This window comes from Aurantimonas sp. A3-2-R12, from assembly GCF_036016755.1.
Lineage (GTDB): Bacteria > Pseudomonadota > Alphaproteobacteria > Rhizobiales > Rhizobiaceae > Aurantimonas > Aurantimonas coralicida_A.
The window spans coordinates 1-24,222 of sequence record NZ_JAYXIH010000011.1 but is presented as its reverse complement, the minus strand read 5'-3'; the positions used below and the strand labels follow the sequence as shown (position 1 = coordinate 24,222).

General features: G+C 65.6%; 24 protein-coding genes and 1 tRNA gene. 4 read left to right on the top strand and 21 right to left on the bottom strand.

The genetic code is table 11. The features are described 5' to 3' along the window. Positions 1-36: 36 nt before the first annotated feature. Genes VSX60_RS07820 through VSX60_RS07795 form a run of 6 tightly spaced genes read right to left on the bottom strand, consistent with a single transcriptional unit; the run spans position 37 to position 5,455 of the window. Positions 37-1,371, bottom strand: coding sequence for a bifunctional folylpolyglutamate synthase/dihydrofolate synthase (locus tag VSX60_RS07820; protein ID WP_327623591.1), 1,335 nt, complete (start codon positions 1,369-1,371; stop codon positions 37-39). Between the two features lie 42 nt (positions 1,372-1,413). Next, complete coding sequence (accD, locus tag VSX60_RS07815; protein ID WP_327623590.1) at positions 1,414-2,349, bottom strand: acetyl-CoA carboxylase, carboxyltransferase subunit beta; 936 nt, start codon at positions 2,347-2,349, stop codon at positions 1,414-1,416. A 48-nt stretch (positions 2,350-2,397) separates the two neighbouring features. Then, positions 2,398-3,231, bottom strand: a complete 834-nt coding sequence (gene trpA / locus VSX60_RS07810) for a tryptophan synthase subunit alpha (RefSeq protein ID WP_327623589.1) — start codon at positions 3,229-3,231, stop codon at positions 2,398-2,400. A 1-nt stretch (position 3,232) separates the two neighbouring features. Continuing rightward, positions 3,233-3,553 carry a divalent-cation tolerance protein CutA gene (cutA, locus tag VSX60_RS07805; protein ID WP_327623588.1) on the bottom strand — a complete coding sequence of 107 codons (321 nt, stop codon included), beginning with the start codon at positions 3,551-3,553 and terminating at the stop codon, positions 3,233-3,235. A 4-nt stretch (positions 3,554-3,557) separates the two neighbouring features. Continuing rightward, complete coding sequence (gene trpB, locus VSX60_RS07800; RefSeq protein WP_327623587.1) at positions 3,558-4,778, bottom strand: tryptophan synthase subunit beta; 1,221 nt, start codon at positions 4,776-4,778, stop codon at positions 3,558-3,560. Continuing rightward, the gene (locus tag VSX60_RS07795) at positions 4,775-5,455 is read right to left on the bottom strand and encodes a phosphoribosylanthranilate isomerase (RefSeq protein ID WP_327623586.1); all 681 of its coding nucleotides are present in this window, start codon (positions 5,453-5,455) and stop codon (positions 4,775-4,777) included. Before VSX60_RS07795 ends, trpB begins: the two co-directional genes overlap by 4 nt. Positions 5,456-5,810: 355 nt before the next feature. On the opposite strand from VSX60_RS07795, the gene VSX60_RS07790 reads away from it, so the two are divergent. Both VSX60_RS07790 and VSX60_RS07785 read left to right on the top strand, forming a co-directional pair. Beyond that, on the top strand, positions 5,811-6,014 hold the full coding sequence (locus VSX60_RS07790) for a hypothetical protein (protein WP_327623661.1): 204 nt from the start codon (positions 5,811-5,813) through the stop codon (positions 6,012-6,014). A gap of 47 nt (positions 6,015-6,061) precedes the next feature. After that, a complete protein-coding gene (locus VSX60_RS07785; RefSeq protein ID WP_327623648.1) occupies positions 6,062-6,808 on the top strand; it encodes a Crp/Fnr family transcriptional regulator in 747 nt (248 codons plus the stop codon). Positions 6,809-7,253: 445 nt separating this feature from the next. Here the strand turns inward: VSX60_RS07785 and VSX60_RS07780 are convergent. From VSX60_RS07780 to VSX60_RS07750, 7 genes are all read right to left on the bottom strand, one after another. Next, positions 7,254-7,330 (bottom strand) — tRNA-Arg (locus VSX60_RS07780). A gap of 205 nt (positions 7,331-7,535) precedes the next feature. Beyond that, the gene (gene hrpB, locus VSX60_RS07775; RefSeq protein WP_327623585.1) at positions 7,536-9,998 is read right to left on the bottom strand and encodes an ATP-dependent helicase HrpB; all 2,463 of its coding nucleotides are present in this window, start codon (positions 9,996-9,998) and stop codon (positions 7,536-7,538) included. Continuing rightward, positions 9,995-10,648, bottom strand: coding sequence for an ATP-binding cassette domain-containing protein (locus VSX60_RS07770; RefSeq protein ID WP_327623584.1), 654 nt, complete (start codon positions 10,646-10,648; stop codon positions 9,995-9,997). The genes hrpB and VSX60_RS07770 overlap by 4 nt, the downstream gene beginning before the upstream one ends. After that, positions 10,648-12,354, bottom strand: coding sequence for an ABC transporter permease (locus tag VSX60_RS07765; RefSeq protein ID WP_327623583.1), 1,707 nt, complete (start codon positions 12,352-12,354; stop codon positions 10,648-10,650). Before VSX60_RS07765 ends, VSX60_RS07770 begins: the two co-directional genes overlap by 1 nt. 42 nt (positions 12,355-12,396) lie before the next feature. Continuing rightward, positions 12,397-12,669 carry a Txe/YoeB family addiction module toxin gene (locus tag VSX60_RS07760; RefSeq protein ID WP_327623582.1) on the bottom strand — a complete coding sequence of 91 codons (273 nt, stop codon included), beginning with the start codon at positions 12,667-12,669 and terminating at the stop codon, positions 12,397-12,399. Then, complete coding sequence (locus VSX60_RS07755) at positions 12,666-12,920, bottom strand: type II toxin-antitoxin system Phd/YefM family antitoxin (protein ID WP_327623581.1); 255 nt, start codon at positions 12,918-12,920, stop codon at positions 12,666-12,668. The genes VSX60_RS07760 and VSX60_RS07755 overlap by 4 nt, the downstream gene beginning before the upstream one ends. A 131-nt stretch (positions 12,921-13,051) precedes the next feature. Further along, positions 13,052-14,275: an ABC transporter substrate-binding protein gene (locus VSX60_RS07750; RefSeq protein WP_327623580.1), complete on the bottom strand. Its 1,224-nt coding sequence runs from the start codon at positions 14,273-14,275 to the stop codon at positions 13,052-13,054. Positions 14,276-14,453: 178 nt separating this feature from the next. Here VSX60_RS07750 and VSX60_RS07745 point away from each other — a divergent pair, with 178 nt between their 5' ends. Continuing rightward, a complete protein-coding gene (locus VSX60_RS07745) occupies positions 14,454-15,209 on the top strand; it encodes an SDR family NAD(P)-dependent oxidoreductase (protein WP_327623579.1) in 756 nt (251 codons plus the stop codon). Positions 15,210-15,382: 173 nt separating this feature from the next. Here VSX60_RS07745 and VSX60_RS07740 read toward each other — a convergent pair whose 3' ends face one another. From VSX60_RS07740 to dnaK, 6 genes are all read right to left on the bottom strand, one after another. Then, entirely contained in the window at positions 15,383-15,967 is a 585-nt protein-coding gene (locus VSX60_RS07740) for an NADPH-dependent FMN reductase (protein WP_327623578.1), read from the bottom strand. Further along, a complete protein-coding gene (locus VSX60_RS07735; protein ID WP_327623577.1) occupies positions 15,964-16,602 on the bottom strand; it encodes a class I SAM-dependent methyltransferase in 639 nt (212 codons plus the stop codon). The genes VSX60_RS07740 and VSX60_RS07735 overlap by 4 nt, the downstream gene beginning before the upstream one ends. Positions 16,603-16,643: 41 nt before the next feature. Beyond that, positions 16,644-17,297: a class I SAM-dependent methyltransferase gene (locus VSX60_RS07730; RefSeq protein WP_327623576.1), complete on the bottom strand. Its 654-nt coding sequence runs from the start codon at positions 17,295-17,297 to the stop codon at positions 16,644-16,646. Positions 17,298-17,418: 121 nt separating this feature from the next. Further along, entirely contained in the window at positions 17,419-18,555 is a 1,137-nt protein-coding gene (dnaJ, locus tag VSX60_RS07725; RefSeq protein ID WP_327623575.1) for a molecular chaperone DnaJ, read from the bottom strand. Positions 18,556-18,783: 228 nt separating this feature from the next. Continuing rightward, positions 18,784-19,869, bottom strand: a complete 1,086-nt coding sequence (locus VSX60_RS07720; protein ID WP_327623574.1) for an acyltransferase family protein — start codon at positions 19,867-19,869, stop codon at positions 18,784-18,786. A gap of 244 nt (positions 19,870-20,113) precedes the next feature. After that, a complete protein-coding gene (gene dnaK, locus VSX60_RS07715) occupies positions 20,114-22,045 on the bottom strand; it encodes a molecular chaperone DnaK (RefSeq protein WP_327623573.1) in 1,932 nt (643 codons plus the stop codon). 760 nt (positions 22,046-22,805) lie between these two features. Here dnaK and VSX60_RS07710 point away from each other — a divergent pair. Then, positions 22,806-23,069, top strand: a complete 264-nt coding sequence (locus tag VSX60_RS07710; protein WP_327623572.1) for a hypothetical protein — start codon at positions 22,806-22,808, stop codon at positions 23,067-23,069. Between the two features lie 187 nt (positions 23,070-23,256). Here VSX60_RS07710 and VSX60_RS07705 read toward each other — a convergent pair whose 3' ends face one another. Both VSX60_RS07705 and VSX60_RS07700 read right to left on the bottom strand, forming a co-directional pair. Next, positions 23,257-23,424 carry a hypothetical protein gene (locus VSX60_RS07705; RefSeq protein WP_327623571.1) on the bottom strand — a complete coding sequence of 56 codons (168 nt, stop codon included), beginning with the start codon at positions 23,422-23,424 and terminating at the stop codon, positions 23,257-23,259. 162 nt (positions 23,425-23,586) lie between these two features. Then, complete coding sequence (locus VSX60_RS07700) at positions 23,587-24,084, bottom strand: YciE/YciF ferroxidase family protein (RefSeq protein WP_327623570.1); 498 nt, start codon at positions 24,082-24,084, stop codon at positions 23,587-23,589. Positions 24,085-24,222 lie beyond the last annotated feature (138 nt).

Here is a 24,222-nt window from a genome sequence, read left to right as displayed (position 1 = left end):
ACGATGCCCGCTTGGGCGCCGACGTGCCGGGGTCGCTCAGCGCGGCGCGAGGCCGCACTGAGCCAGCACGTCCCCGACCAGATAGAGCGAGCCGCAAACGAGAAAGCGCGGCGCCCGGTCGCTGTCCCAGGCCGACGAGACCAGGCGGATGGCTTCCTCAACCGTCGCGCAGGGCTCTGCGTCGAGCCCTGCAGCGATCGCCGCCTCGGCCAGTTCGTTCGGATCGATGCCCGCGTCGGACGCTTCGACCGGCACGGTGAACACATGCCGGGCGATCCCGGCGAAGGACGCGAAAAACCCCATCGGGTCCTTAGTGTTGATCATCCCCACAATGAGGAACAACGGTCGCGAAACCCGTTCCTCCATATCCGCAAGGGTTTCGGCGATCGCCGACCCCGCGCCGGGATTGTGGCCGCCGTCAAGCCAGAGTTCGGAGCCCGGAAAGGCAGCGCGATAGAGCGGACCTGAGGCGATCTGCTGCATGCGGCCCGGCCATTCCACATTCGACAGACCCGCCTCGATCGCCTGGTCGCTCGGGCCGAAGCCGGCATGGCGGAGCGTGGCGATCGCCGTCGCCGCGTTGGTCAGCTGGTGGCGGCCCGGCAGTCGCGGCATCGGCAAGTCGAGAAGCCCCGTATCGTCCTGGTAGACGAGCCGGCCATGCTCCTCATAGGCAAAGAAGTCCTGGCCATAGACCAGCAGCGGCGCGTTGGCGCGATCGGCCATCGCGGTGAGCACGTCCAGCGCGACCGTCTCGCCCTGCTGGCCGACGATGACCGGCACGCCCGGCTTGATGATGCCGCCTTTTTCCGCCGCGATCAGCTCCACCCGATCGCCGAGATAGGACTGGTGATCAAGCGAGATCGAGGTGATCACGGTCGCGGCCGGCTTTTCCAGGACGTTGGTCGCATCGAAGCGTCCGCCGAGGCCGACCTCGATCAGCGCGACATCGGCCGGCTGCTCGGAAAACAGCAGGAAGGTGACCGCCGTCAGGATCTCGAAGACGGTGATCATTTTCCCGCCATTGGCGGCCGCGGCCCTCACGACGGCGTCGGCCAGAAGCCGATCGTCGACAAGCGCGCCGGGCTGGCCGTAGCGGCCGATCCGATAGCGCTCATGCCAATTGACCAGATGCGGCGAGGTGTGGACGTGGGTCGCCCGGCCGTCGGCTTCCAGGATCGCCCGGCAAAAGGCCGTGACCGATCCCTTGCCGTTGGTTCCGGCGATATGGATCTGCGGCGGCAGACGGTGTTGCGGGTCGCCGAGATCGGCGAGCAGCCGGCGAATGCGGTCGAGCGACAGGTCAAAGCCCTTCGGATGCTTCAGCATCAGGGATTCGATCTCTGTCGTGGCCAGTGAGGTCGTGGTCATGGATGAGAATTACGCGAGAGCATGAGCGGATGCAAAACCGGTTCAGGCGGCCGGCTGCGGCTCGGACGGCGCGGTCTCGGGCTCGACTGTCGGTTCCGCCTCATCCTGGGTGCGCGCCGCGATATCGACGGGCGTCTTGGTCAATAGCTTGGCCAAATTCGCGATCGTCGCCTTCAGTTCGTGCCGATGGACGACCATGTCGACCATGCCATGGGCCATGAGATACTCGGCCCGCTGGAACCCCTCGGGCAGCTTTTCGCGGATCGTCTGCTCGATGACGCGGGCGCCGGCGAAACCGATCACCGCGCCCGGCTCGGCGATATGGACGTCGCCCAGCATCGCGTAGGATGCCGACACACCGCCGGCCGTCGGGTTGGTCAGGACGACGATGTAGGGAAGCCCTGCCTCTTTGAGCATCTCCACCGCGACGGTGGTCCGCGGCAGCTGCATCAGCGACAGGATGCCCTCCTGCATGCGTGCCCCCCCGGAGGCCGCGAACAGGACGAGCGGCCGGTTTTCCGCGATCGCGGTCTCGAAGCCCTTGATGATCGCCTCGCCGGCCGCCATTCCGAGCGAGCCGCCCATGAAGGCGAAATCCTGGACGATCGCCATGATCGGCAGGCCCTCGATCGCGCCCCGCGCCGCGATCACGGCGTCGTCCATCTCAGCCTTGGCCTTGTACTCTTTCAGGCGATCGACATAGCGCTTGGAGTCGCGGAATTTCAGCGGGTCGAGCGCCACCTTCGGCAACTCGATCGTCTCGAATGCGCCGTCGTCGAAGAAACTCTTCAGCCGGTCCCTGGCGCGAATGCGCATGTGGAAGTCCGAAGATGGGATCACCCACTGGTTGGCCTCCAGATCCTTGTGGAAGACCATCTCGCCGGTCTCCGGACACTTGATCCAAAGGTTTTCCGGCACTTCGCGCGTGGCGAGGAGGCTGGAAATCTTGGGGCGGACGTAGTTGGTGATCCAGTTCACGGCGCGGCTGTTCCGATTGACAAGGGTTGTTGGCAGATGGTCGCGCGGTCAGGCATCCGCAAGACGGGCGGCACGAACGCCGCCGGCGAGATCGCACACCAGATCGGTGACCGCCGTCACCGTGCCGGCTCCCGCACGGCCGTCGGTCAGTGACGCCTCGAGGGCGTTGATCAGCGCCGAACCGACGACGACGCCGTCCGCCGCCCGGCCGATCTCGCGAGCCTGTTCGGCGCTGCGCACGCCAAAGCCGACGCAGACCGGCAGGTTCGTGTGGCCCTTGATGCGTCCGACGGCGGCCGCGACCTTGCCGGCGTCCGGCGCGGCGGAGCCGGTGATGCCGGTGATCGACACGTAATAGACGAAGCCGGAGGTGTTCTTCAAAACCGCCGGCAGGCGCTTGTCGTCGGTGGTCGGCGTCGCGAGGCGAATGAAATTGAGGCCCTTGTCGAGAGCCGGCAGGCAAAGCTCGTCGTCCATCTCGGGCGGCAGATCGACGACGATCAGACCATCAACCCCGGCGGCCAGCGCGTCCTGGACGAAGCGCTCGACGCCGTAGACGTAGATCGGGTTGAAATAGCCCATCAGGATCAGCGGCGTCGTCGTGTCGCTTTCGCGGAAGGCGCCGACCATCGCCAGGGTCTTTTTCAGGCTTTCGCCGGCCTTCAGGGCGCGCAAGCCGGCCTTCTGGATCGCCGGGCCGTCGGCCATCGGATCGGAAAATGGCATGCCAAGCTCGATGATATCGGCGCCGGCACCGGGCAGCGCCCTGACAATCTCGAGCGCGGTATCATGGTCCGGATCGCCCGCCATGACGAAGGTGACGAGGGCGGGACGCCCCTCTTCGGCCAGCGCGCGGAATCGGTCTTCGATGCGTGTGGTCATCTCAGGCTCTCGTCACTTCGGCGATCCACTCGGCGGTCGCCACGTCCACATGGTCGACGGCAAAACCGACGATCGCGGGCGTCTCATAGGGATGATGCGTGCGGATCGCCTCGCAGCAAGCATCGAACAAATCGGCACGGGTCTTGATCGTCAACGGCCATTCGTCGTGCCGCTCCTTCTTGCCCTGCCACAGATAGCGGCTGTCCACCTCCTTGCCGATATTGCAGCAGGCGGCAAGCCGGCCGTCGAGAAGCGCATGCGACAGCTCGCGCGCGACCTCGAGCGTCGGGCAGGTCACGTGGATTTCGACTACGTTCGTCACGAACCTACAGCTCCACGCCCAGATGCTTGGCCGCCGTGAACACGTCCTTGTCGCCGCGACCGCACAAATTCATCAAGATGATCTGGTCCTTGTCCATCTTTGGCGCGCGCTTGATGACTTCCGCCAGAGCATGGGCCGGCTCCAACGCCGGGATGATGCCCTCGACGCGGGTCAGCATCTGGAAGGCATCCAGCGCCTCGGTGTCCATGATCGGGACATATTCGACCCGACCGGTATCCTTCAACCAGGAATGCTCCGGCCCGATGCCCGGATAGTCGAGCCCGGCCGAGATCGAGTGGCCTTCCTTGATCTGGCCGTCCTCGTTCTGCAGCAGATAGGTGCGGTTGCCGTGCAGGACGCCGGGCGACCCCGCCGTCAGCGAGGCGCAATGTTCCTCGCCGTCGAGCCCCTTGCCGCCCGCCTCGACGCCGACCATCGCCACGTCCTTGTCGTCGAGGAAGGGGTGAAACAGGCCGATGGCGTTGGAGCCGCCGCCGACGGCGGCGACCAGCAGGTCCGGCAGCCGGCCCTCGGCCGCCATCATCTGCTCCTTCGCCTCCTGGCCGATCACGCTCTGGAACTCTCTGACCAGTTCTGGATAGGGGTGTGGGCCGGCGGCCGTGCCGATCAGGTAATAGGTGGAATCCACATTGGTCACCCAGTCGCGCAGCGCCTCGTTCATGGCGTCCTTGAGCGTGCCGTGGCCGGCCGTGACGGGGATCACCTCGGCCCCGAGCAGCTTCATGCGGAAGACGTTCGGCGACTGCCGCTCGACATCCGTCGCGCCCATGTAGACGACGCAGGGAAAGCCGAAGCGGGCGCAGACCGTCGCCGTCGCGACGCCATGCTGGCCGGCGCCGGTCTCGGCGATGATCCGGGTCTTGCCCATCTTCTTGGCGAGCAGGATCTGGCCGAGGCAGTTGTTGATCTTGTGCGAGCCGGTGTGGTTCAGCTCGTCGCGCTTGAAATAGACCTTGGCGCCGCCAAGCCTTTCGGTCAGCCGCTCGGCGAAATAGAGCGGCGACGGCCGGCCGGTATAATGGGTGTTGAGATTGTCGAGTTCGGCCTTGAACGCCGGATCAACCTTCGCCGCCTTCCAGGCGTCCTCCAGATCGAGGATCAGCGGCATCAGCGTCTCGGCGACGAAACGCCCGCCGAAATGACCGAAGCGGCCGTCCTCGTCGGGACCGGCGCGAAACGAGTTCGGGGTCAGCGGCTGGTTCACGAGGCACGGGCCTTTCTCGCCGGCTCGTCCATACGGAGGCGATCCAGCGCGTCGAAGAATGAATGAATGCGACCGACATCCTTGACGCCGGGCGCGCTCTCGACACCGGACGACACGTCGATGCCCGACGGCCGCGCGATACGGATGGCATCGACGACATTATCGGCGTCGATGCCACCGGAAAGCATGTAGGGCGGAGCCGGGTCAAGGCCGGCGAGAATCCGCCAGTCGAAAGCGACGCCGTTGCCGCCGGGAAGACTGGAGCCCTTCGGCCGCTTGGAATCCAGCAGCAGGCGGTCGGCGACGCCGAGATAATCGGCGATCGCGGCAAGGTCGGCGGCCTCGGCGACCGGCAGCGCCTTCATGATCTTGAGGCCGGTCGACGCCTTGATCGCGGCGACCCGCTCCGGGCTTTCCTTGCCGTGCAGTTGCAGCCAGTCCGGCCGCATCTCGGCCGCGAAACGCGCGACCAGATCATCGTCCGGATCGACCGTGACGATGACCGTCTCGGCGCGCCCCGCCACGGAACCGACGAGCTCCGCCATCGCCCCGACGTCGAGATGGCGCGGGCTCTTGGCGAAATGCACGAAGCCGACATGGCTGGCGCCACGCCGAAGCGCCGCCGCGATGGTCGCGGGCGTCGACAGGCCGCAGATCTTGACGTCGAAGGCTCGCAAGAAACGCTCTCCGGGGTTTGGTATCTCGCCGGCTCACCGGATTTACCTGCTTATCGCGCGCTGGGCGATCGGGAGCAAGGAAGGCAGGTGAAAAGCCAGAGGGGAGATTCAGCTAGTTGAACCGTCTTTGCATCCGGCCCTCCTATCCGGTGGGCAGACGGGACGCACGAAGGGCCAGGCTGGGCGCCTTGAAGAACCACGGAATCTGTCGTCCTCGGGTGAACTGACGACGTAGACGCGGTCTTGCTCCTCGTGGAGCGCCGCTTCGTGTGGGTTCCGCCATTAAGCCATCATTACTATCCCACTCGGCCGCCCTATGTGTCCTTCAGGAGAGTGACTTTGGAAGGTGAGCTACATGTCGAAAATCTCGAGCGCTTTCTATCAGGCCCGCGCCGACGATGCAGCCGAGGAGATTGAGCAGACGAAGCTTGCCGGTGCAAAGGGACGGTTCGAGCAGTCCCGGATCGCTTGGCAGGGATTGGCCGACACGGCGCGCAGGCTCGAAGAAGAGGCCGCTGTCTCGACGAGGCTGACACCGTCTCCTGCCAATATGCCTTAAGGCACGCTCAACTGCCGAGCGGGGCGCTCCTCGCGAAAGAAGGCAGCATGACCAATCCGCTTATCCAAAAGCTCGAACACGGCGCCAGTCTCACGGACGACCACCGCCGCATTCTGGAAGGGGCGTCGCAGAAGCGGCGACAGGTCCCCCGAAAGGAGCATCTGATCCGAGAGGGGGAGAGGCCAAGTTGTGTGCGCTTGGTGATGGAGGGCTTCGCCTGCCGCTACAAGCTGTTGCCGACCGGTGAGCGTCAGATCATGGCCTTTCTCGTTCCAGGGGACTTCTGCGATCTGCATGTCGCGATCCTTGGACGTATGGACCACAGCATCGTGACACTCTCGCCTTGCACCATTGTCGATATTCCTCGCGAGACGATCATGGATCTGACCGACAACCATGCAGCCATCACCCGTGCCCTCTGGTGGGCCACTCTCGTCGACCAGGCGGTCTTGCCGGAATGGATTGTTGGGCTGGGACAACGGCCGGCAGAGACTCGGATAGCGCACCTTCTCTGCGAACTCACGACACGGCTGGCCGCCGTCGGACGCGTCACCGACGGTGCTTTCGATCTGCCGATCACGCAGGAGGAATTTGCCGACACGCTCGGCCTTTCCATTGTCCACACCAATCACATGCTGATGAACCTCCGCGACAAAGATCTCGCGACCGTCCAGAACAAGCGCGCAATAATCCACGACTTCGAACAGCTGACGCAGTTCGCCGACTTCACGCCGGACTATCTGCATCTTTCCGATCGATCGGGCGTTGGTCAGGTAAACCGGAATTCGGCGTAGCGCCGCGCGAAAGCCTAGCAGCGGCTTCCAGCCGTTAATTTAGCCGGTACATCCTGGCACAAGGAAGTAGACATTCACTTGTTGGGACATCTTGGTCCCTAAAGGCGCTTCGCCACCAGACCTGTCAACGCGCGGTGTACATCTTCGGCCACGTAGGGCTTGGTCATGCTCGGGAGATTCCGATACGATTCCGGCAATTCTTGCTGTCATGCCCCGTCATGGACGCGAACGGCACGTGGCGCCCTTTGAGGGTGTCGGCCACAGGATAGACGGTATGTCGGCCGATGTTGACATCCAGAAGCGCCAGATCGAACTCTTCCGACCTGGCTGCCTACAACGCTGCATCCAGGTTTCCCACCGGCCGACGATTTCGCAACCAAGCAAGGATGAAAGTCAGAAGAAAAGAATTCTCCGGATACGAAAGCCCCGCAAGATCAGAGCCTTATGGTGCACCCGACTGGATTCGAACCAGTGACCTCTGCCTTCGGAGGGCAGCGCTCTATCCAGCTGAGCTACGGGTGCCCGGGTCGCGGGCGACGTCCCGCAAGGGACATCGGCGCGCGGACGATCTCTCCCTAGCCGATCCCGCTTGCTCTCGCAAGGAAGTCTGCGCGCTCCTCCGAAGGCAGAGGTCACAGGCTCGAATCCTGTCGGGTGCGATGCTTCTCGCCGTTCAGGTAAAACGTGCCCAAGACACGGCCAATCGCGATCTGACTAGGCACACGGACTATTTGCGTGGCTTGGCCCGCGCCGTCGGGGCGGCGCGGGCCGGGTCTTCCGGCCAGGCATGCTTGGGATAGCGCCCGCGCAAATCGGCCCGCACATCCGCCCAGGAGCCGGACCAGAAGCCCGGCAGATCGCGGGTAATCTGGATCGGCCGGTGGGCCGGCGACAGCAACTCGATGGTCAATGGCAGCCGTCCGTCGGCGATCGCCGGATGGCGGGTCAGGCCGAACAGTTCCTGCACGCGGATCGCCAGCACCGGCTGGTCGTCGTCATAGCGGATTGGCACGCGCGAGCCGGTCGGTGCCTCGAAATGCGACGGCGCCAACTGCTCCAGCCGGTCGCGCAATGGTGCCGGGATCAACCCGCGGAGCGCCTCCGACAGTGCGCCGGGCGTGATCTGCGACAGGCTCGTGACGCCCGGAAGATACGGCAGCAGCCAGTCATCGAGACCGACGAGCAACGCCGCGTCGGAAAAATCCGGCCACGGCGAGCCATACGCCTTGGCCAGAAACCGCAAGCGCCGCAGCAGCCGCTCTCCCTCCTCGCCGAAGGGTAGCGCCGACAGGCCGAGGCGGCGAATTCCCTCGGCGAGCGCGCGGGCGGTCGCTTCGCCGGACGGCGCAGGCAGCGGCGCTTCCGACAGCGTCGCGCGACCGAGACGCCGGATGTTGCGCGCCCGCACCGCGCGCGCCGGTGCATCGAAGGCAACGACCACTTCGCTCACGGCCCGTTCGGCGGCGATCCGCTCCAGCGCCGTCTCGCTTAGCGCGGCGGCCGACAGGATGCGGCCGGCACGCGCCTGACCCTGCAACTCGGCGACCACCAGGAATTTTTCACGGGCCAGCGCTGTCGTCTCGTCGAGGACGCCACCACGGCCACTGGTGAGGACGAAATGACCGCGGGCGCCACGCGCGACAGCAATCCGGTCGGGATAGGCGAGCGCCAGCAACGCCCCCGCTTCGTCCGGCTCGTTCTCGCCGGAACCGGCCTCCCGCGCCGTCGCCGCGATCCGCCGTGCCAGGCCGTGCGCCGCCTTGGCCCGCGGGCCGCGATCGGCGCGAAACCGACGCAAGCGCTCGGCGAGATCCGTGTCGGTGCCGCCGAGGCCGCGTTCGGTGAGGAGCACGGCGAGCATCGCGGCATGCAGCCGCGCATCGCCGCCGGCCGCAACGACCATTCGGGCAAGGCGCGGCGGCAGCGGCAAAGTTCGCATCGCCGCGCCCGTCGCGGTCAGCCGGCCGGTCGCGTCGAGCGCGCCGAGTTCGGCCAGAAGCGCCCGTGCCTCGGTGATCGCGGGCGCGGAGGGCGGATCGAGGAAGGCGAGATCCGACGGTTCGGCGACGCCCCAGGCCGCGCAATCGAGGACCAGACCGGACAGGTCGGTCGCGAGGATCTCCGGCCGGTCGAAGGCGTCCAGCCCGGCCGTCTGCTCGGCCCGCCACAGCCGGATCGCGGTGCCTGGCGCGGTGCGTCCGGCCCGGCCCGCCCGCTGGTCGGCCGAAGCGCGCGAGACGCGGACCGTCTCCAGCCGCGACAGGCCGGTCGCCGGCTCGAAGACCGGCTGCCGCCTCAGCCCGGAATCGATGACGACCGAGACCCCGTCGATGGTCAGCGACGTCTCGGCGATCGACGTAGCGAGCACGATCTTGCGGGTGCCGTGCGGCGCCGGGCGAACGGCCTGGTCCTGCGCCGCGCCGTCCATGGCGCCGAACAGCGGCGCGACGACGACATTGTCGGGGACGATGGCGCCCAGCCGCTCGGCGACGCGCTCGATCTCGCGCTGGCCGGGCAGGAAGACCAGAAGACTGCCCGCCTCCTCGGCGAGCGCCGCCCGCGCCGCGGCGACCACCGCGTCCTCCACCGGCTCGGTTCCGGGCCGGTCGCGATAGCGGACCGCCACCGGAAAGGCGCGACCGGCGCTCTCGATCACCGGCGCGTTGCCCAGCAACGCGGCGACGCGGACACCGTCGAGGGTCGCCGACATCACCAGGATCCGCAGATCCTCGCGCAGCGCCGACGCCACGTCGAGCGCCAACGCCAGGCCGAAATCGCCGTCCAACGAGCGCTCGTGAAACTCGTCGAAGAGGACGGCCGCAACTCCTTTGAGCTCGGGGTCCGACAGGACCATGCGGGTAAAAACGCCTTCGGTGATGATCTCGATCCGGGTCTTCGCTGAAACCTTGGTGTCGAGCCGCATGCGCCAGCCGACCGTCTCGCCGACCGCTTCCCCGATGATCTGTGCCATCCGCCGCGCCGCCGCGCGCGCCGCGAGCCGGCGCGGCTCGACGAGCAGGATCTTGCCGCTGGCCATGAAGGCTTCGCCCAGCAGATGCAGCGGCACCAGCGTCGTCTTGCCGGCGCCCGGCGGGGCCACGAGCACGGCGCGGCCGGCGTCGGTCAGGGCGGCGGCGACGTCGGAAAGGACCGCCGAGACCGGCAGTTCGGGAAGCGCTAGCCGCGTCACGGCGCCGCCGCCGCCGGCAGCGCGACGATCGGGCCGCCGGCCGCTTCGGCATCCTCGCGGTCATGGGTGACCAGCAGCGCGGGAATGTCGCGCTCCGCCACGAGGCCGAAGACGAGGCGCCGGATCGTTTCGCGCAATTCGGCGTCGAGGCCCGAGAAGGGCTCGTCGAGGAGCAGCGCCTTCGGCTCGGCCAGAAGCGTGCGCGCCAGCGCGACGCGGGCCGCCTGACCGCCGGACAGCGTCGCGGGATCGCGGGCGAAGTGATCGCCAAGGCCGACCTTGTCCAGCATCGCCTCCGCCGCTTCGCGGCGCGCATGGCGGCCCTTGATGGCGGACGGCAGGGCAAACAGAAGATTCTCCCCGACCGACATGTGCGGAAGCAGCAAAGCATCTTGGAAAAGCAGGCCGATGCGACGGCGCTCCGGCGGCAGCCCGGTCAGGTCGCGGCCATCAAGAACGACGCGTCCCCTTGCCTGGAAGGCCGGGTCGAGAAAGCCGGCGATCAGCGCAAAGAGCGTCGACTTGCCCGAACCGGACGGCCCCATGACGCTCAGCGTCTCACCGGGCGCGATCCGCGTGTCGAGCGCCAGCAGGCGACGCGCGCCGAGCCGGATCTCGAGCCCTTCGAGAAGCAGTCCCCTGTTATTCATCATCCGGCCCTCATGCCGCGCCGGTGACGCCAGAGCAAGATCGGAACGAGACCGGAGGCGGCGAAGGCGAGGAAGGGCAGCAGCGTCTGCAACAGCGCGTAGGCGCCGATGATCCGACGATTGCCGCCCGAGGCCAACGCCACCGCCTCGGTGGTGATGGTCGGCAGCCGTCCGGCGCCGACGAGAACGGTCGGCAGATATTGCCCGACCGAGACTGCGAGGCCGATCGCCAGCGCCGTCAGCACCGGCGCCGTCAACATCGGCAGACGCACGCGGGCGAACACCGACATGCGCGAGCGGCCGAGGCTTGCCGCCACCCGCTCGTAACGCGGGTCGAGGGCGAACCACGGATCGGCCAGGGCCAGCGCCGCATAGGGCGCGACGAAGACGAGATGGACGGCGATGAGCAGCGGGATCGACGGGGTCAGGCCGACGGCCAGAATCAGCACCTGCAGGCCGAAGACGAAGGAGATCTGCGGCACGATCAGCGGCAGATACAGCAATCCGGCGATCGTCGAGGGCAACCGCACCTCGCCGCCGCGCGCCGCCGGAAACCGGCGGCGGTGGCCTTCGAGCAGCGCGATGACGAGGATAAGCGCCAGCAAGGCGGCGGCCAAGGCGACGACGAAGGTCGTCCAGAGCGGACCCGACGCCCCGGCGAGCGCTCGCCGCCACGTTGTCAGGTCGAAGCTACGCGGCAACAGGTCGGGAAAGCCCCAGAAGCCCGACACCGACCACATGAGCAGCATCGCAAGACCGAGGAAGACCGCCGCGCCCGACAACGCGACCGGCACCGCGGCGAGATCGCGTGCAACCCGATCTTCGGCAAAACGTCTGCCGGTGTGCGCGAGGCATCGGCAGGTCCAGCCCATCGCCCGCTCACCCGCCAGCCAGACGGCAATCACGAACAACGTGGCGCCGAGTTGCAGCATCGCGCCGGCCGACGCCTGAAAGCGCATCGCCAAGTCCGGATCACCCATCCAGCCGAGCAGCCGAACCGCGAGCGGCGCCGGCGTCGAGGGCCCAAGAATCAGTGCCACATCGACCACCGAGGAGGCGAAGGCGGCGACCGCGACGATCGGCAGACGGATCTGCCGGTAGACCGACGGCCAGACCGCCAGAACGAAGCCGGCGATCCGGCCATAGCCGAGCGAGCGGGCGAGCCGCATCCGCTGCTCGGCGTCGGCCTGCGGCAGCGCGGCGAAGGCGACAAGAAGCAGGAACGGCATTTCCTTGGCGACCAGCGCGGCCATCATCGATAGCGCGAACGGATCACCGACGATCAAAAGGTCCGGTGGACGGTCGAAGCCGAGCGCGAAGGCGGCAAGGCGGAAGACCAGTCCGGACGGGGCGATCAGGAACAGGAGGCCGAAGGCCGCCGCCGCGTGGGGCACGGCCAAAAGCGGCGCGAGACTCTGGCGGGCGAGGCGGAAGGTGCGCGTGCCGAAGAAGGCGGCGAGAAAGATCGCGACGCCCACCACCGAGACGAAGGTCGTCAGCAGCCCGGACGCGACGCTCAGCGCAACCGACGTGCCGATACCCGGCTCGTTCAGGAGATCGCGAAACGGCTGCAGCGAGACCGTGTCGCCGCCGAGCGCCGGCAGATAGCCGAAGGCCGGCAGGATCGCGCCGGCCAGCCCGACGCCGACCGGGGCGGCGAGGAGGAGAGCGATCAGCCAAGGCGGTGAAATAATGCGCTTGTTCATCATGGGCGGAGGGCTTCGGTGGACGGCGAGCCCCATCTACCCCTACTTGCCATAGTGGAACCGACAGGCTGACAGGACGATTGTCTGTTCCTCGGCGCGGCCCTCGACCTTGTATACGAGACGATGCTCGCGGTTGATGCGCCGAGACCACCACCCCGCGAATTCTCCTCTCAAAGCTTCTGGCTTACCGATGCCCGCGAAGGGGGTTCGTCTCGCACTCTCGATCAAATGGTTGATGCGCCTGAGTGTGCCGCGGTCGGTTTCAAGCCAGAATTGGTAGTCCGACCAAGCCTCGGGCGTGAAGATGATTCTCAAGGATCGATCAGATCCCGTTTGGTTGCTCGGCCTTCGTCATAAGAGCGAATCGAGCTTCGCAGATGATCGGCATTCGCTGGCGTACTGAGCAGGTGCAGCGTTTCCTTCATGCCTTCCCACTCCGACAGGGCCATCACGACCACTGGTTCGTGGTTCTGCCGCGTGACCACCAGTTCGGTGCGGTCCGCTTCGACCCGATCGAAGTAGGAGGCCATGTTGGCCCGAAGTTCCGAGAAATTCACGTGCGACATGCGTCGTCTCCTTGTGTACTTATTTATGTACAAATGAGCAATTCTGTCAATTTCATCGCTCCGTTTGCCCTCCCCCGTCGCAACCGCCTATTCGACGAAGCTCCGGATGAAGATGGCCACCCGGACGCCCGTCAGTTCCCATACCGCGTCTTCCACTCCGCCTCGATGCGGGTCATCCAGGAGGCGTCTGGCTCAGGCAGCACCGGGCCAAGATCGGCCGGGGCCAGGGTCGCCACGCCGCGATCGAGATTGGCGAATGCGTCGCGATCCTCCACCGGCAGCTTGTCCATGGCGAGCACGGTGGGATCGCCCCAATATTTTGGATCTTCCTTGCGCAGTTGTGCTTCCGGCGACAGCAAGAAATCCGCGACCACCATCGCCGCTGCCTTGCTCCCCGAATTATAGGGGATCGCGACGAAATGCGTGTTGCCGAGCGTGCCTCCCGGAAAAACGAAGGAGCGCACCGTGTCCGGCAGTTCGCCGGCCGCGATCGCCGCCGAGGCCTCGGCCGGATTGAAGGCGAAGATGATCCCGAGTTCGCCGTCGGCGAGAAGCTGCTTCATCGCCGGATAGTTCTGCGGGTAATCCCGGCCGCCGCGCCACAGCGCCGAGCGGAGCGCGTCGAGCCAGGCCCAGAGCGGCGCCGTCACCGCCTCGAAGGTCGCCTCGTCGACCGGTTTCGCGAGCACGGACGGGTCGCCCGCCTGTTCGATCAGCACCTGTTTCAGAAAGCTCGAGCCGATGAAGTCCGGCAGCGCCGGATAGGAGAACTGGCCCGGATGGGCCTTTGCCCATTTAAGCAGCGCGTCGGTGTCCTTTGGCATGTCGGCGACAGGACCCGAGCGCGCGGTGTCGACGAAGAACACCATCTTCGCCCCGCCCCAGGGCGATTCCTGGCCCTTGGTCGGGACGGTGGAGTCCGTGGTAACGCTCGGGTTGGCCGTATCGACATAGCGCCAGTTCGGCAGCTGGGTCGCAAATCCCTTCGCCAGAAGGCCTTTCTCCTGCATCGAGACGAAATTCTCGCCATTGATCCAGACAAGGTCGACCGAACCGCCGTCGTCCTTGCCAGCGGTCTTTTCGGCAACGACCGCGGCGACGGCGTTCGCCGTGTCGTCGAGCTTGACATGGTTCAGCGTAACGCCGAACCGGTCCTTCACCTCGCTGGCAACCCACTGGATGTAATCATTGATGTTCTGCGAGCCGCCCCAGGCGTTGAAATAGACGCTCCGGCCCTCGGCCGCGTCCAGAACAGCCGGCCAATCCGACGGATCTGGGTCCGCGGCACTCGCCGGCGATCCCGCCGAAAGGACCGCCGTTAGCGCAGCTATTCCCAAGCCCCATGCCTTCATCATCCGTCCTTCCGGTTTTCGATGGACCGCCATCCACATTTGTGCGGCGATCGCCTACATGCGCGCTAGATGAAGCAGCGAACATGCTAAAAGCAACCGAATGCCGCTGTCGCCGGGCCATGTTGACTGCAACGTGATCGCCCGTGACGATCGGACGCCATCGGCGGAGAAGGACCGAACCATGTCGGAGACCATGCGCGACGAGCGCAAGACCTTGGTGCTGACCGGCGCCTCGCGGGGCATCGGCCACGCCACCGTGAAGCGGTTCTCACGCGAGGGCTGGCGGGTGATCACCTGCTCGCGCCAGGACTTCGCCGACAACTGCCCTTGGCCGGCCGGCCCGGAAGACCACATCCGGGTCGACCTCTCCGATCAGGAGGACGTCGGCTTTGCGGTCTCGGAAATCCGGCGGCGGCTGGAAGCGAACGGCTCGGAACTCCACGCCCTCGTCAACAACGCGGCGATCTCGCCGAAGGGTGACAGCGGCGCCCGGCTGGACTCGATCGGCACGACCATGCATGCGTGGCGCGACGTCTTCCAGGTCAATTTCTTCGCGCCGATCATGCTCGCTCGCGGTCTGTTCAAGGAGTTGTCTAAGGCGAAGGGGTCGATCGTCAACATCACCTCGATCGCGGGGGGGCGCGTCCATCCCTTCGCCGGCACCGCCTATGCGACATCGAAGGCGGCGCTCAACTCGCTGACGCGCGAGATGGCGCATGATTTCGGTCCGGCCGGCATCCGGGTCAACGCCATCGCGCCCGGCGAGATCGAGACGGCGATCCTGTCGCCGGGCACCGAGAAGATGATCGACGACATCCCGCTGCGCCGCCTCGGCCAGACCTCGGAAGTGGCGGACGTCATCTATTTCCTTTGCTCCAGCCAGGCCTCCTACGTCACCGGGTCCGAACTCCACATCAATGGCGGCCAGCACGTGTGAGCCTTTCGCGATCGTTTTCAAGAGCCGCTGGACGACGGCGGGTTCGCTCGTCACGGCACGAAGCTGTCCCCGATCGATCCGCCCGCCTGGGCATCCACCGGACTCTTTGGCGGCATGCTATCCGCCGGCAGGCTCTGGGGAATGTCGATTCCGGTCGCGGAGACGAATGCTGCTCAGCCGTGCCGGCCGAGACTGCGGGAGGTGTCGAGCAGCTTGTCGACCAGCGTCTCCAGTGACGTTCGGGCGATGTCGTCGGCAAGCCGGCCGTCGTCGTCGAAACCGGTTGCCGCGTTGGCCAGGCTGCATTGCTGGGTGATGACATCAGCGCCAAGCGCCCGCATCACGATACGCAGGGCCTCCAGTCCACGCATGCCGCCGAAGCGACCGGGCGATGCCGAGGCGAGCCCCACCACCAGTCCCTTGAAGGGCTGGATCGGGCGCCCGTTCACCTTGCGGACCCGGCTCACCCAGTCGATGGTGTTCTTCACGAGCGGCACCAGCGAATGATTGTATTCGGGGCTGACCAGAAGCAACCCGTCCTGCGCCGCGATCCGTTGCGCCAAGAGGTTGGCGTTCTCAGGCACGCCGGCCTCCGCTTCATGGTCGCCGTCGTAAATCGGCAGCGGATAATCGGCGAGGTCGACCAGCGTCACCACCGCGTCGGTCAGCGCCAGCATCCGCGCGGCCTCGGCCGCGAGCCTGCGATTGTGGGAGGCCAGCCGCAGCGAGCCCGCAATGACGAGGATCTTTGCGCTCAAGACTCTGACGCTCCGGTTTGGCCGGAGTGGTCCTGCGAATAGATCCAGACACGCGCCGGCGGGATATTCCGCCAGACCCTCGGCGAGGCTGACACGGTGAACACGCCCGGCACCGCCTCCACCGGCGGCCCCAGGAGGTAGGAGAGCTGGGTCAGATTACCGCCTGGCAGCAAGCGCGAAAAGTAATCCCGAAACAGCGCCTGACGCTCCGCCTGCGCGAGATTCGCGATCGGAATGGCGAACAGGATCGCGGCGAATTTCTCGCCTCGCCGCGCCCCCAGCGTCGTGTCGAGATCGAAGCCGTCGCCCTGGATCACGTTCACCCGGGGAAACCGCTGGCGCAGCATCCGGGCGAAATTCGGAGTATATTCGATCGCGGTGATGCGCTCCGGGGCGACGCCGTTATCCAGTAGCGCGCGCGTCACCACGCCAAGGCCCGGACCAAGCTCGAGGATCGGGCCGTTAAGCTCGGCCGTCGCGTGGCGCACCATCATCTGACAATAAGCCCGGCTCGACGGCGCGACGGCGCCCATCTTGATCGGATGCCGCACCCAACTGGCGAGAAATCTCGCCCAGTCGGCCGCACTGCTACCCGTACCGCTTTCCGGCGTATTCACATCCCCGTCTCCGGCCATGGACGCTTCCGTCTCGATTCCACCCGACTCGCCCATCGCCGCTACGCGGAGCGATAGACCAACACCCTCGCCGGCGGCAGGTTCCGCTTGATCCACGGGCTGGTCTCAAGACGCGCACCGATCCGGCGCGGCTTCACAGGGACGGTGAGAGCATAGGAAAACTGGATGAACGGGGCGTCCGGCCGCATCCGGGCCAAGGCGCCGCCGACGACCAGTTCGCGTTTTTCGTCCGGCTTGGTGAACAGCGGCAGACCGGAAATGACCGCCTCCAGGCGTCGGCCGGCGAGAGCCTTGTCCAACGCTTGGCTGGGCGCATAGGCGTCCCCCTGGATGACATGCGCCGCCGGAAAACGCGCCCGCAACAGGACGCAGAACTCTGGTGAAAATTCGACCAGGATCAGCGCCGATTCCGGCACGCCGCGCTCGATCAGACACTGGGTGACGACGCCGGTGCCGGGACCAAGCTCGAGAACCCGGGAGTTGTCGTCGAAGCGGGCCGGATCGGGAACGAAGGCGGCCATGGCGGCCCCAAGCGCGCGTGAGGACGGCGACACCGCCCCCATGACCAGCGGCCGCTGCAACCAGCCCCTGAAAAACCGGGCCTCGTCGCTGACCTTCGGGCGCGCCCGGGAACGCAAAGCCTTCAGGCGGTCGCGGGCACGCAGAGGAGGACGCGGTTCCAGAGTTCCCAACACGTGCACACACTCCCGTAACGCGCGAAGCCTTGGCTCCGGTTTCCTGCTGATGCCCGGCCCCTTGTAACGAATTCTTGACGAAAAGGTCGACCGTTTCGTTTCGCTCCCCCCCGGGCGGGGCTCAGGTCTCGCTGAGATGCTCGAAAAACTCTTTCATCCGAGCGAAAAACCCGGTCGATTGGGGCGAATTCTCGGACGAGGAAATTTCCTCGAACTCCTCCAGAAGCTCCCGCTGGCGACGTGAGAGCTTCTGCGGAGTCTCGATCGTCACCTGGATAAAGAGATCGCCGACCTGCGGCGAACGCAGCACCGGCATGCCCTTGCCCCGCACCCGGAACTGCTTGCCGGTCTGGGTGCCATCCGGCACCTTCACGCGGGTGGTGTTGCCGTCCAGCGTGGAAACGTCGAAATGCCCGCCAAGCGCAGCGGTAGTCATCGACATGGGCGCCTGGCAGAACAGATCGGCGCCGTCGCGCTGGAAGAATTCGTGCGGTTTGACCGACAGGAAGATGTAGAGGTCGCCGGCGGGGCCGCCGCGAAGGCCGGCTTCGCCCTCGCCCGCTAGACGGATGCGCGTTCCGTCCTCGATGCCGGCCGGAATGTTGACCGACAGCTTGCGCTCCTCGGGCAGGCGACCGTCCCCGCCGCATTTGCCACAGGGGTCTGCGATCACCTGGCCACGGCCCTGGCAGGACGGGCAACTGCGCTCGATCGAGAAGAAGCCCTGCGCTGCCCGCACGCGGCCGATGCCACCGCAGGTCGAACAGGTTTTCGGGCTGGAGCCGGGACGGGCGCCGGTGCCGGTGCATTCGTCGCACTGGATCGTCGTCGGCACGCCGATCTCGGCGGTCTTGCCGGCGAACGCCTCCTCCAGGCTGATGTCCATGTTGTAGCGAAGATCCGAGCCGCGCTCGCGGCCACCGCTGGGCTGGCGCCCGCGCGAGCGCCCACCCATCATCTCGCCGAAGATGTCGTCGAAGATGTCGGCCATGGATGAGGAGAAATCGCCGCGGAAGCCGGCGGCGCCGTTGCCGTTCTGGAACGCCGCATGACCGAAGCGGTCGTAGGCCGAGCGCTTCTGCTGGTCTTTCAGCACCTCGTAGGCTTCACCGAGTTCCTTGAACTTCCCCTCCGCCTCGGCGTCGCCGGGATTGCGGTCGGGGTGATATTGCATCGCGAGCTTGCGAAATGCGACCTTCAGTCCCTTCTCGTCGACGTCCCTGGAGACGCCGAGCATTTCGTAGTAATCGACCTTCATTCACGCTTCCATCGGTTCTTCGGCGGGCGGATCGGGGCAAACGCCTCCGGCGTCCGGCATCGGGGGCGCCGCGATCCTTCGATGTAGGAACGGATGGCTTGCGATACCATAGCGGCAGGTCGGATGAAAAGCGCCGCGATCGCGACGACTACCTCCGCGCACCCGCCCGCTGTCGGGCAATTTCGTCTCTGGCGATCCAATTTTAGCGCGGCGCGGTCGCGCTCTCACTCAGGCCGAAGCGGCGCCCGCGGGCTTCGGTGAAGATGCGCGCCGCGGCCCGGCGATCAGATTGCCGAAGCGGCGCTCCAGATAGCGATCGGATAGCATGGCGATCGCCACGGTGGCAGCTATCGGCACCGTCCAATAGACGTAGAAATCCACGATATCGAGCTGACCCAACCAGCGATCCCAGACAACTGTCAGGAACAGGAACTCCATGACGGGATGCCAGAGATAGATGCCGAAGGCGACGCGGGTAAACGGCATGAGCCGGGCGAGCACGCCGGTGGAAGCCGGCCGGGCGGTCTCGGCAAGCGCCGTCGCCGTCAGCGAGGTGGCGAGAAGGGCCAGCGTCAGATAGGGGGTGGTCTGGTCGATCATCGTCGCGACGGCGGCAGCGAACAACATCAGCCCAGGCCAATGCGAGCGGATATCGATCGACCGGCGGCCCACCAGGACGGCGATAATCGCCCCCATGACGAAATCGGCGAAAGCGCGATAGGCTCCGAGCGTGTCGGCGCTCGTCCAGTGCCCCGACGGAAAGACGCCGCGCCAGGAGGCATATTCCAGCGCCGCCACCCAGATCGCCAACATCAGGACGAGGCCACGCAGCCCCTTCCAGCGAAACATCACCAGGATCAGCGGAAACAAGGCGTAGGAAAAGAACTCGGCACTGACCGACCAGGAAACATAATTGAGCGCGAGACCGCTTGTCGTGCCGAGCGCGTGCAAGGCGAGCAGATGCTGGGGCAGCGCGGCGAGCTCGCGCGCGAACGGGTAGTGGTCGGCCCCCGCTAGAAGGGCCGCCAGCGCGACGGCGGCAAAGAACATCGTGACGATGAAATGCAGCGGGTAGAGGCGGGCGACGCGTCGGCGCATGAAGTCGCGATAGTCGGCTGCCGAGCGGATCTGATCGGCGTAGCGCGTGGCGATGAAGAACCCCGAGATCATGAAGAACATGTCGAGGAGCGGTAAAAGCCGGCGCAGGAACTCGGTGCCCGTCTCGGCGCCATAGGGCGCGGAATACAGGAAATGATAGGCCATCACCAGCATTGCGGCGACAAACCGCCAGCAGTCGAACACGCGGTAATACAAGGCCAAGCTCCCGCCAGCATCGTCGGTTTACCGACAAGCGCCATGGCGACGGCGCCTGCGTTCAACCTTGGATAGGCACGCAGACACGCGACACTGCAAGCCAAGCCTTGAGAACTGGTTAACCTTTGCAGGGGCATCCCCCTCCAAACGCAAAGAGCCCCGGCGCTGACGCCGGGGCTCCTGACTGTTCAAAACCGGCCCCAGACCCGTCTGGTCCAGGCCGCGTCCGCTGCCCTCCGAAAGGTCAGGCAGACTTCTTCTGGTCCTCTTCGCCGTCGACTTCCTCGAAGTCGGCGTCGACCACGTCGTCCTTGGCGGCGGCTTCGGCGTCGGCCTCACCCGCTTCGCCGGCCGGCTGCTCGGCCTGGGCGGCTTCGTACATGGCCTGACCGAGCTTCATCGAAACCTCGGCGAGACGATCGCTCTTGGTCTTGATCGTCTCGGCGTCGGCTTCTTCCTTCTGGAGTTCGGCCTTCAGATCGTCGATCGCCGAGCGGATGGCGGCGCGATCCTCCTCGGAGACCTTGTCGCCATAGTCCTCGAGCGACTTCTCGGCCGAGTGCACCAGGCTCTCGGCCTGGTTCTTCGCCTCGACGCCCGCGCGCCGCTTCTTGTCTTCCTCGGCGTGACTCTCGGCGTCCTTGACCATCTGCTCGATGTCGGCATCGCTGAGGCCACCGGACGCCTGGATGGTGATCCGCTGCTCCTTGTTGGTGCCCTTGTCCTTGGCCGAGACGTTGACGATGCCGTTGGCGTCGATGTCGAAGGTTACCTCGATCTGCGGGATGCCGCGCGGTGCCGGCGGAATGCCCTCAAGATTGAAGCGGCCGAGCGACTTGTTGTCGGCGGCCATTTCGCGCTCACCCTGATAGACCTGGATGGTGACGGCGTTCTGGCTGTCCTCGGCGGTCGAGAAGACCTGGCTCTTCTTGGTCGGGATCGTGGTGTTGCGGTCGATCAGCCGCGTGAACACCCCACCCAGCGTCTCGATGCCGAGTGACAGCGGCGTCACGTCGAGCAACAGCACGTCCTTGACGTCGCCCTGCAGAACGCCGGCCTGGATCGCCGCGCCCATGGCCACGACCTCGTCCGGGTTGACGCCCTTGTGCGGCTCCTTGCCGAAGAATTTCTTCACCGTCTCCTGGATCTTCGGCATGCGCGTCATACCGCCGACCAGCACGACCTCGTCGATGTCCGCTGCGGTCAGACCGGCATCCTTGAGCGCCGATTTGCAGGGGCCCACGGTGCGCTGGACGAAATCGTCGACGAGGCTCTCATATTTGGAGCGCGTCAGCTTCATCGTCAGGTGCTTCGGACCGGACTTGTCGGCGGTGATGAACGGCAGATTGATCTCGGTCTGGCTGGCCGATGAGAGTTCGATCTTGGCCTTTTCGGCGGCCTCCTTGAGGCGCTGCAGCGCGAGCTTGTCACCCTTAAGGTCGATACCCTGGTCCTTCTTGAACTCGGCCGCGAAATATTCGACGAGACGCATGTCGAAATCTTCACCGCCGAGGAAGGTGTCGCCATTGGTCGACTTCACCTCGAAGACGCCGTCGCCGATCTCGAGGATCGACACGTCGAAAGTGCCGCCGCCGAGATCGTAGACCGCGATGGTCTTGCCGTCATTCCGGTCGAGGCCGTAAGCGAGCGCCGCAGCGGTCGGCTCGTTGATGATGCGCAGCACCTCAAGACCGGCGATCTTGCCGGCGTCCTTGGTGGCCTGACGCTGGGCGTCGTTGAAATAGGCCGGGACGGTGATGACCGCCTTCTCGACCTTCTCGCCGAGATAAGCCTCGGCGGTTTCCTTCATTTTCTGAAGGATCATGGCGGAGATCTGCGAGGGCGAGTATTTCTCGCCATTGGCCTCGACCCAGGCGTCGCCATTGGATCCCTCGACGATGGCGAAAGGCACCATCTTCTTGTCCTTGGCCACGGTCGGATCTTCGTAGCGGCGGCCGATCAGCCGCTTGACCGCGAACAGGGTGTCCTCGGGATTGGTCACCGCTTGGCGCTTGGCCGGCTGGCCCACCAGACGCTCGCCATCATCGGTGAACGCGACCATAGAGGGCGTCGTGCGCGCGCCCTCGGCGTTCTCGATGACCTTGGCGTTCTTGCCGTCCATGACGGCGACACAGGAATTGGTAGTGCCAAGGTCGATACCGATTACCTTCGCCATGAATATTCTCCTTCTTGAGCGAGCCGCCCGGGACCCTCGAAGAGGCGTTCCGGCAAGGGCAGCCCCCGAAATTCTTGGAAGTGCCGCAGAGCCGGAGCCTTGAGACGAACCGGCTTTGCGGGGCTGGCGGCTATATATGAAGTGCAATTTGGGGGTGCAAGTCGACCGGTGGCGGTTTCCTCGGCGGCGACCGGCCCGGCCCCGTCCGGTTTGCGGCATCGGCGCGGCCAGGGAAAAACGCGCTGGCCCGGCCGTAGCGCCACCCTATTTGGTTATGCGAGGCCTGAAACGCGGCCTTTTTGCAGGCTTGGGCAAAGGAGCATCAGCCATGAACGGTATCATCTATCTCGTCGGACTCGTGGTCGTCGTCGCCGTGATCCTGTCCTTCCTCGGCGTGTTTTAGGGGTAGTAGCACGACGAATTGCCCGGCGGCCCCGCTTGCCCCGACGGCCTTGCGACTGTCTGGCGATGGCAACGCGCCGGCCGCCTGAACCCGTGCACGGGGTAGCCAGACGCGGCTTAGCGGGCCTGATCGCGTGCCGGCGGGCTCGACGGAGCGACGGCATCCTTCGGGACCTCGGTTGCGGACGCGATGGTCAGACAAAGCCACCCTGACGCAGGGCCGGGCGCGGCTTGACGGCATCCCGCAATCATGGCGCCAGGGGCCGACAAATATTTGGGATCTGTTGGCGACCTCCCGCTTGCGGGGCGTTGCGAACGGGCGCACACTCGCGAGATAGAATTTCTTCTGGAGACGACGATGCGGACTGTTATTGCAATGGCAATCCTGGGTGTGATGGCCGCCAGTCCGGCATTTGCGGACTCGACCACGGGGACCGTGGCCGCGTTCGATCGCGTCGACCATATCCTGGTGCTCAACGACAAGACCATCTGGGATCTGTCGCCGGTCATCGACCTAGTGCCGGAGGATCTGAGATCCGGTGACAAGATCAAGATCACCTACACCTCCGCTGGCGACAACGGCTGGGGCAAGGTCGACTCGATCTCCGCAGTCGAAAAATAGGTCTGACGGTCGCTCGCCGGCCCTGGCATTCGATTTCCGGGCGGTGCCGATCTTGGATACAGTCCCGGGCCGGCCGGACGCGGTATGGTCGCCCCCGTGGTCAGCCATGCCCTGATGGAGCGCGCCGTGGGACAGGCGTCGCTCCGGGATTTGGGCAAGGCGTCGCTCCGGCAGTAGGCCTACCCTGTCAGGCCAGCAGACGCGCGATCTGATAGATCGCCAATCCGCAGATCAGCGCGCCGACGAGGCGAAGCAGCGGTTTTTCCGGGATGATCCTGACCGCGTAGGCCGCCAGCGGGGCCGCCGCGACGCCACCCAGGATGAGCCCGCCGACCGCCACCGCGTTGCCGGTCATGTCGGCCTCCTCCCAGCGGCCGGTCAGGAGCGCGGCGCTTCACTACAAGGCTTGCATGCCACACACCCCCACGCCGGCTCGCGCGAGAAGATTCGGCCGTTCGATCGCGGCCGAAAAAGCGGCCCGCAGCCTTCCTTGGGCGAGCGGGTGGGGACCGAACACCTAGCCCAACGCTGCCTTGTTGATGCCGCCCTCGGCCAGCTTCGTCATGTGGGCATCGCCGTGATAAGTCGCGTCCAGGCATTTCTGCAGCTTGTGGGCATCGTCCTTCAGGTCGAGACGCTTGGCGAAGGCGACAAGACAGCCATAGCCGGCGATCGCGTAGTGGGCCATGCGCTGATACTGGCTGATGATCATCGCGTCACGGGCGTCGGGGTCGGAAATGTCTTCCTGTATGCCGTGCGCTCTGGCTTCCTTGACCAAACCCTCCATGCCCTTGCAGAATTCCTCGCCAGGCTTGGCGTCATGCGCCGCTATAACCGCCTTCAACGTTTCCAGCCCCTTCTCGATGCCGTCGACGCCGGCCTGAAGAGCCTTCTTCAAACCATCGTTATGGGCGGCGCCGGCCAGTTCGCGTGTCACCTTCGCCGCCTGTGTGTCAGCGCTGTGAACATCTTGAAGCTGGTCGAGATAGATGTCCTTGAGATTGGCGAGTGCCATCGGTCGGCTCCTTGGTTTGATTTCCCGAAGGCTAGAGCGTCAGGCGATTAATCTGCAACATAGCCAGCGGCCTTGAGGTAGTTCCAACATTCTTCGGGCTCGAACAGGTCGCAGATGTTGCCGACTGCACGCCAGAGA

Bases quoted from the DNA above. Each gene is read 5' to 3' on its own strand.
- VSX60_RS07770 (WP_327623584.1), bottom strand. From the start codon at position 10,648: ATGAATAACAGGGGACTGCTTCTCGAAGGGCTCGAGATCCGGCTCGGC.
- dnaJ (WP_327623575.1), bottom strand. From the start codon at position 18,555: ATGAAGGTCGATTACTACGAAATGCTCGGCGTCTCCAGGGACGTCGAC.
- trpA (WP_327623589.1), bottom strand. From the start codon at position 3,231: ATGACCACACGCATCGAAGACCGATTCCGCGCGCTGGCCGAAGAGGGG.
- VSX60_RS07710 (WP_327623572.1), top strand. From the start codon at position 22,806: ATGCGGACTGTTATTGCAATGGCAATCCTGGGTGTGATGGCCGCCAGT.
- VSX60_RS07750 (WP_327623580.1), bottom strand. From the start codon at position 14,275: ATGATGAAGGCATGGGGCTTGGGAATAGCTGCGCTAACGGCGGTCCTT.
- VSX60_RS07765 (WP_327623583.1), bottom strand. From the start codon at position 12,354: ATGAACAAGCGCATTATTTCACCGCCTTGGCTGATCGCTCTCCTCCTC.
- VSX60_RS07820 (WP_327623591.1), bottom strand. From the start codon at position 1,371: ATGACCACGACCTCACTGGCCACGACAGAGATCGAATCCCTGATGCTG.
- VSX60_RS07745 (WP_327623579.1), top strand. From the start codon at position 14,454: ATGTCGGAGACCATGCGCGACGAGCGCAAGACCTTGGTGCTGACCGGC.
- VSX60_RS07755 (WP_327623581.1), bottom strand. From the start codon at position 12,920: ATGTCGCACGTGAATTTCTCGGAACTTCGGGCCAACATGGCCTCCTAC.
- VSX60_RS07700 (WP_327623570.1), bottom strand. From the start codon at position 24,084: ATGGCACTCGCCAATCTCAAGGACATCTATCTCGACCAGCTTCAAGAT.
- dnaK (WP_327623573.1), bottom strand. From the start codon at position 22,045: ATGGCGAAGGTAATCGGTATCGACCTTGGCACTACCAATTCCTGTGTC.
- VSX60_RS07785 (WP_327623648.1), top strand. From the start codon at position 6,062: ATGACCAATCCGCTTATCCAAAAGCTCGAACACGGCGCCAGTCTCACG.
- VSX60_RS07705 (WP_327623571.1), bottom strand. From the start codon at position 23,424: ATGACCGGCAACGCGGTGGCGGTCGGCGGGCTCATCCTGGGTGGCGTC.
- VSX60_RS07790 (WP_327623661.1), top strand. From the start codon at position 5,811: ATGTCGAAAATCTCGAGCGCTTTCTATCAGGCCCGCGCCGACGATGCA.
- VSX60_RS07735 (WP_327623577.1), bottom strand. From the start codon at position 16,602: ATGGCCGGAGACGGGGATGTGAATACGCCGGAAAGCGGTACGGGTAGC.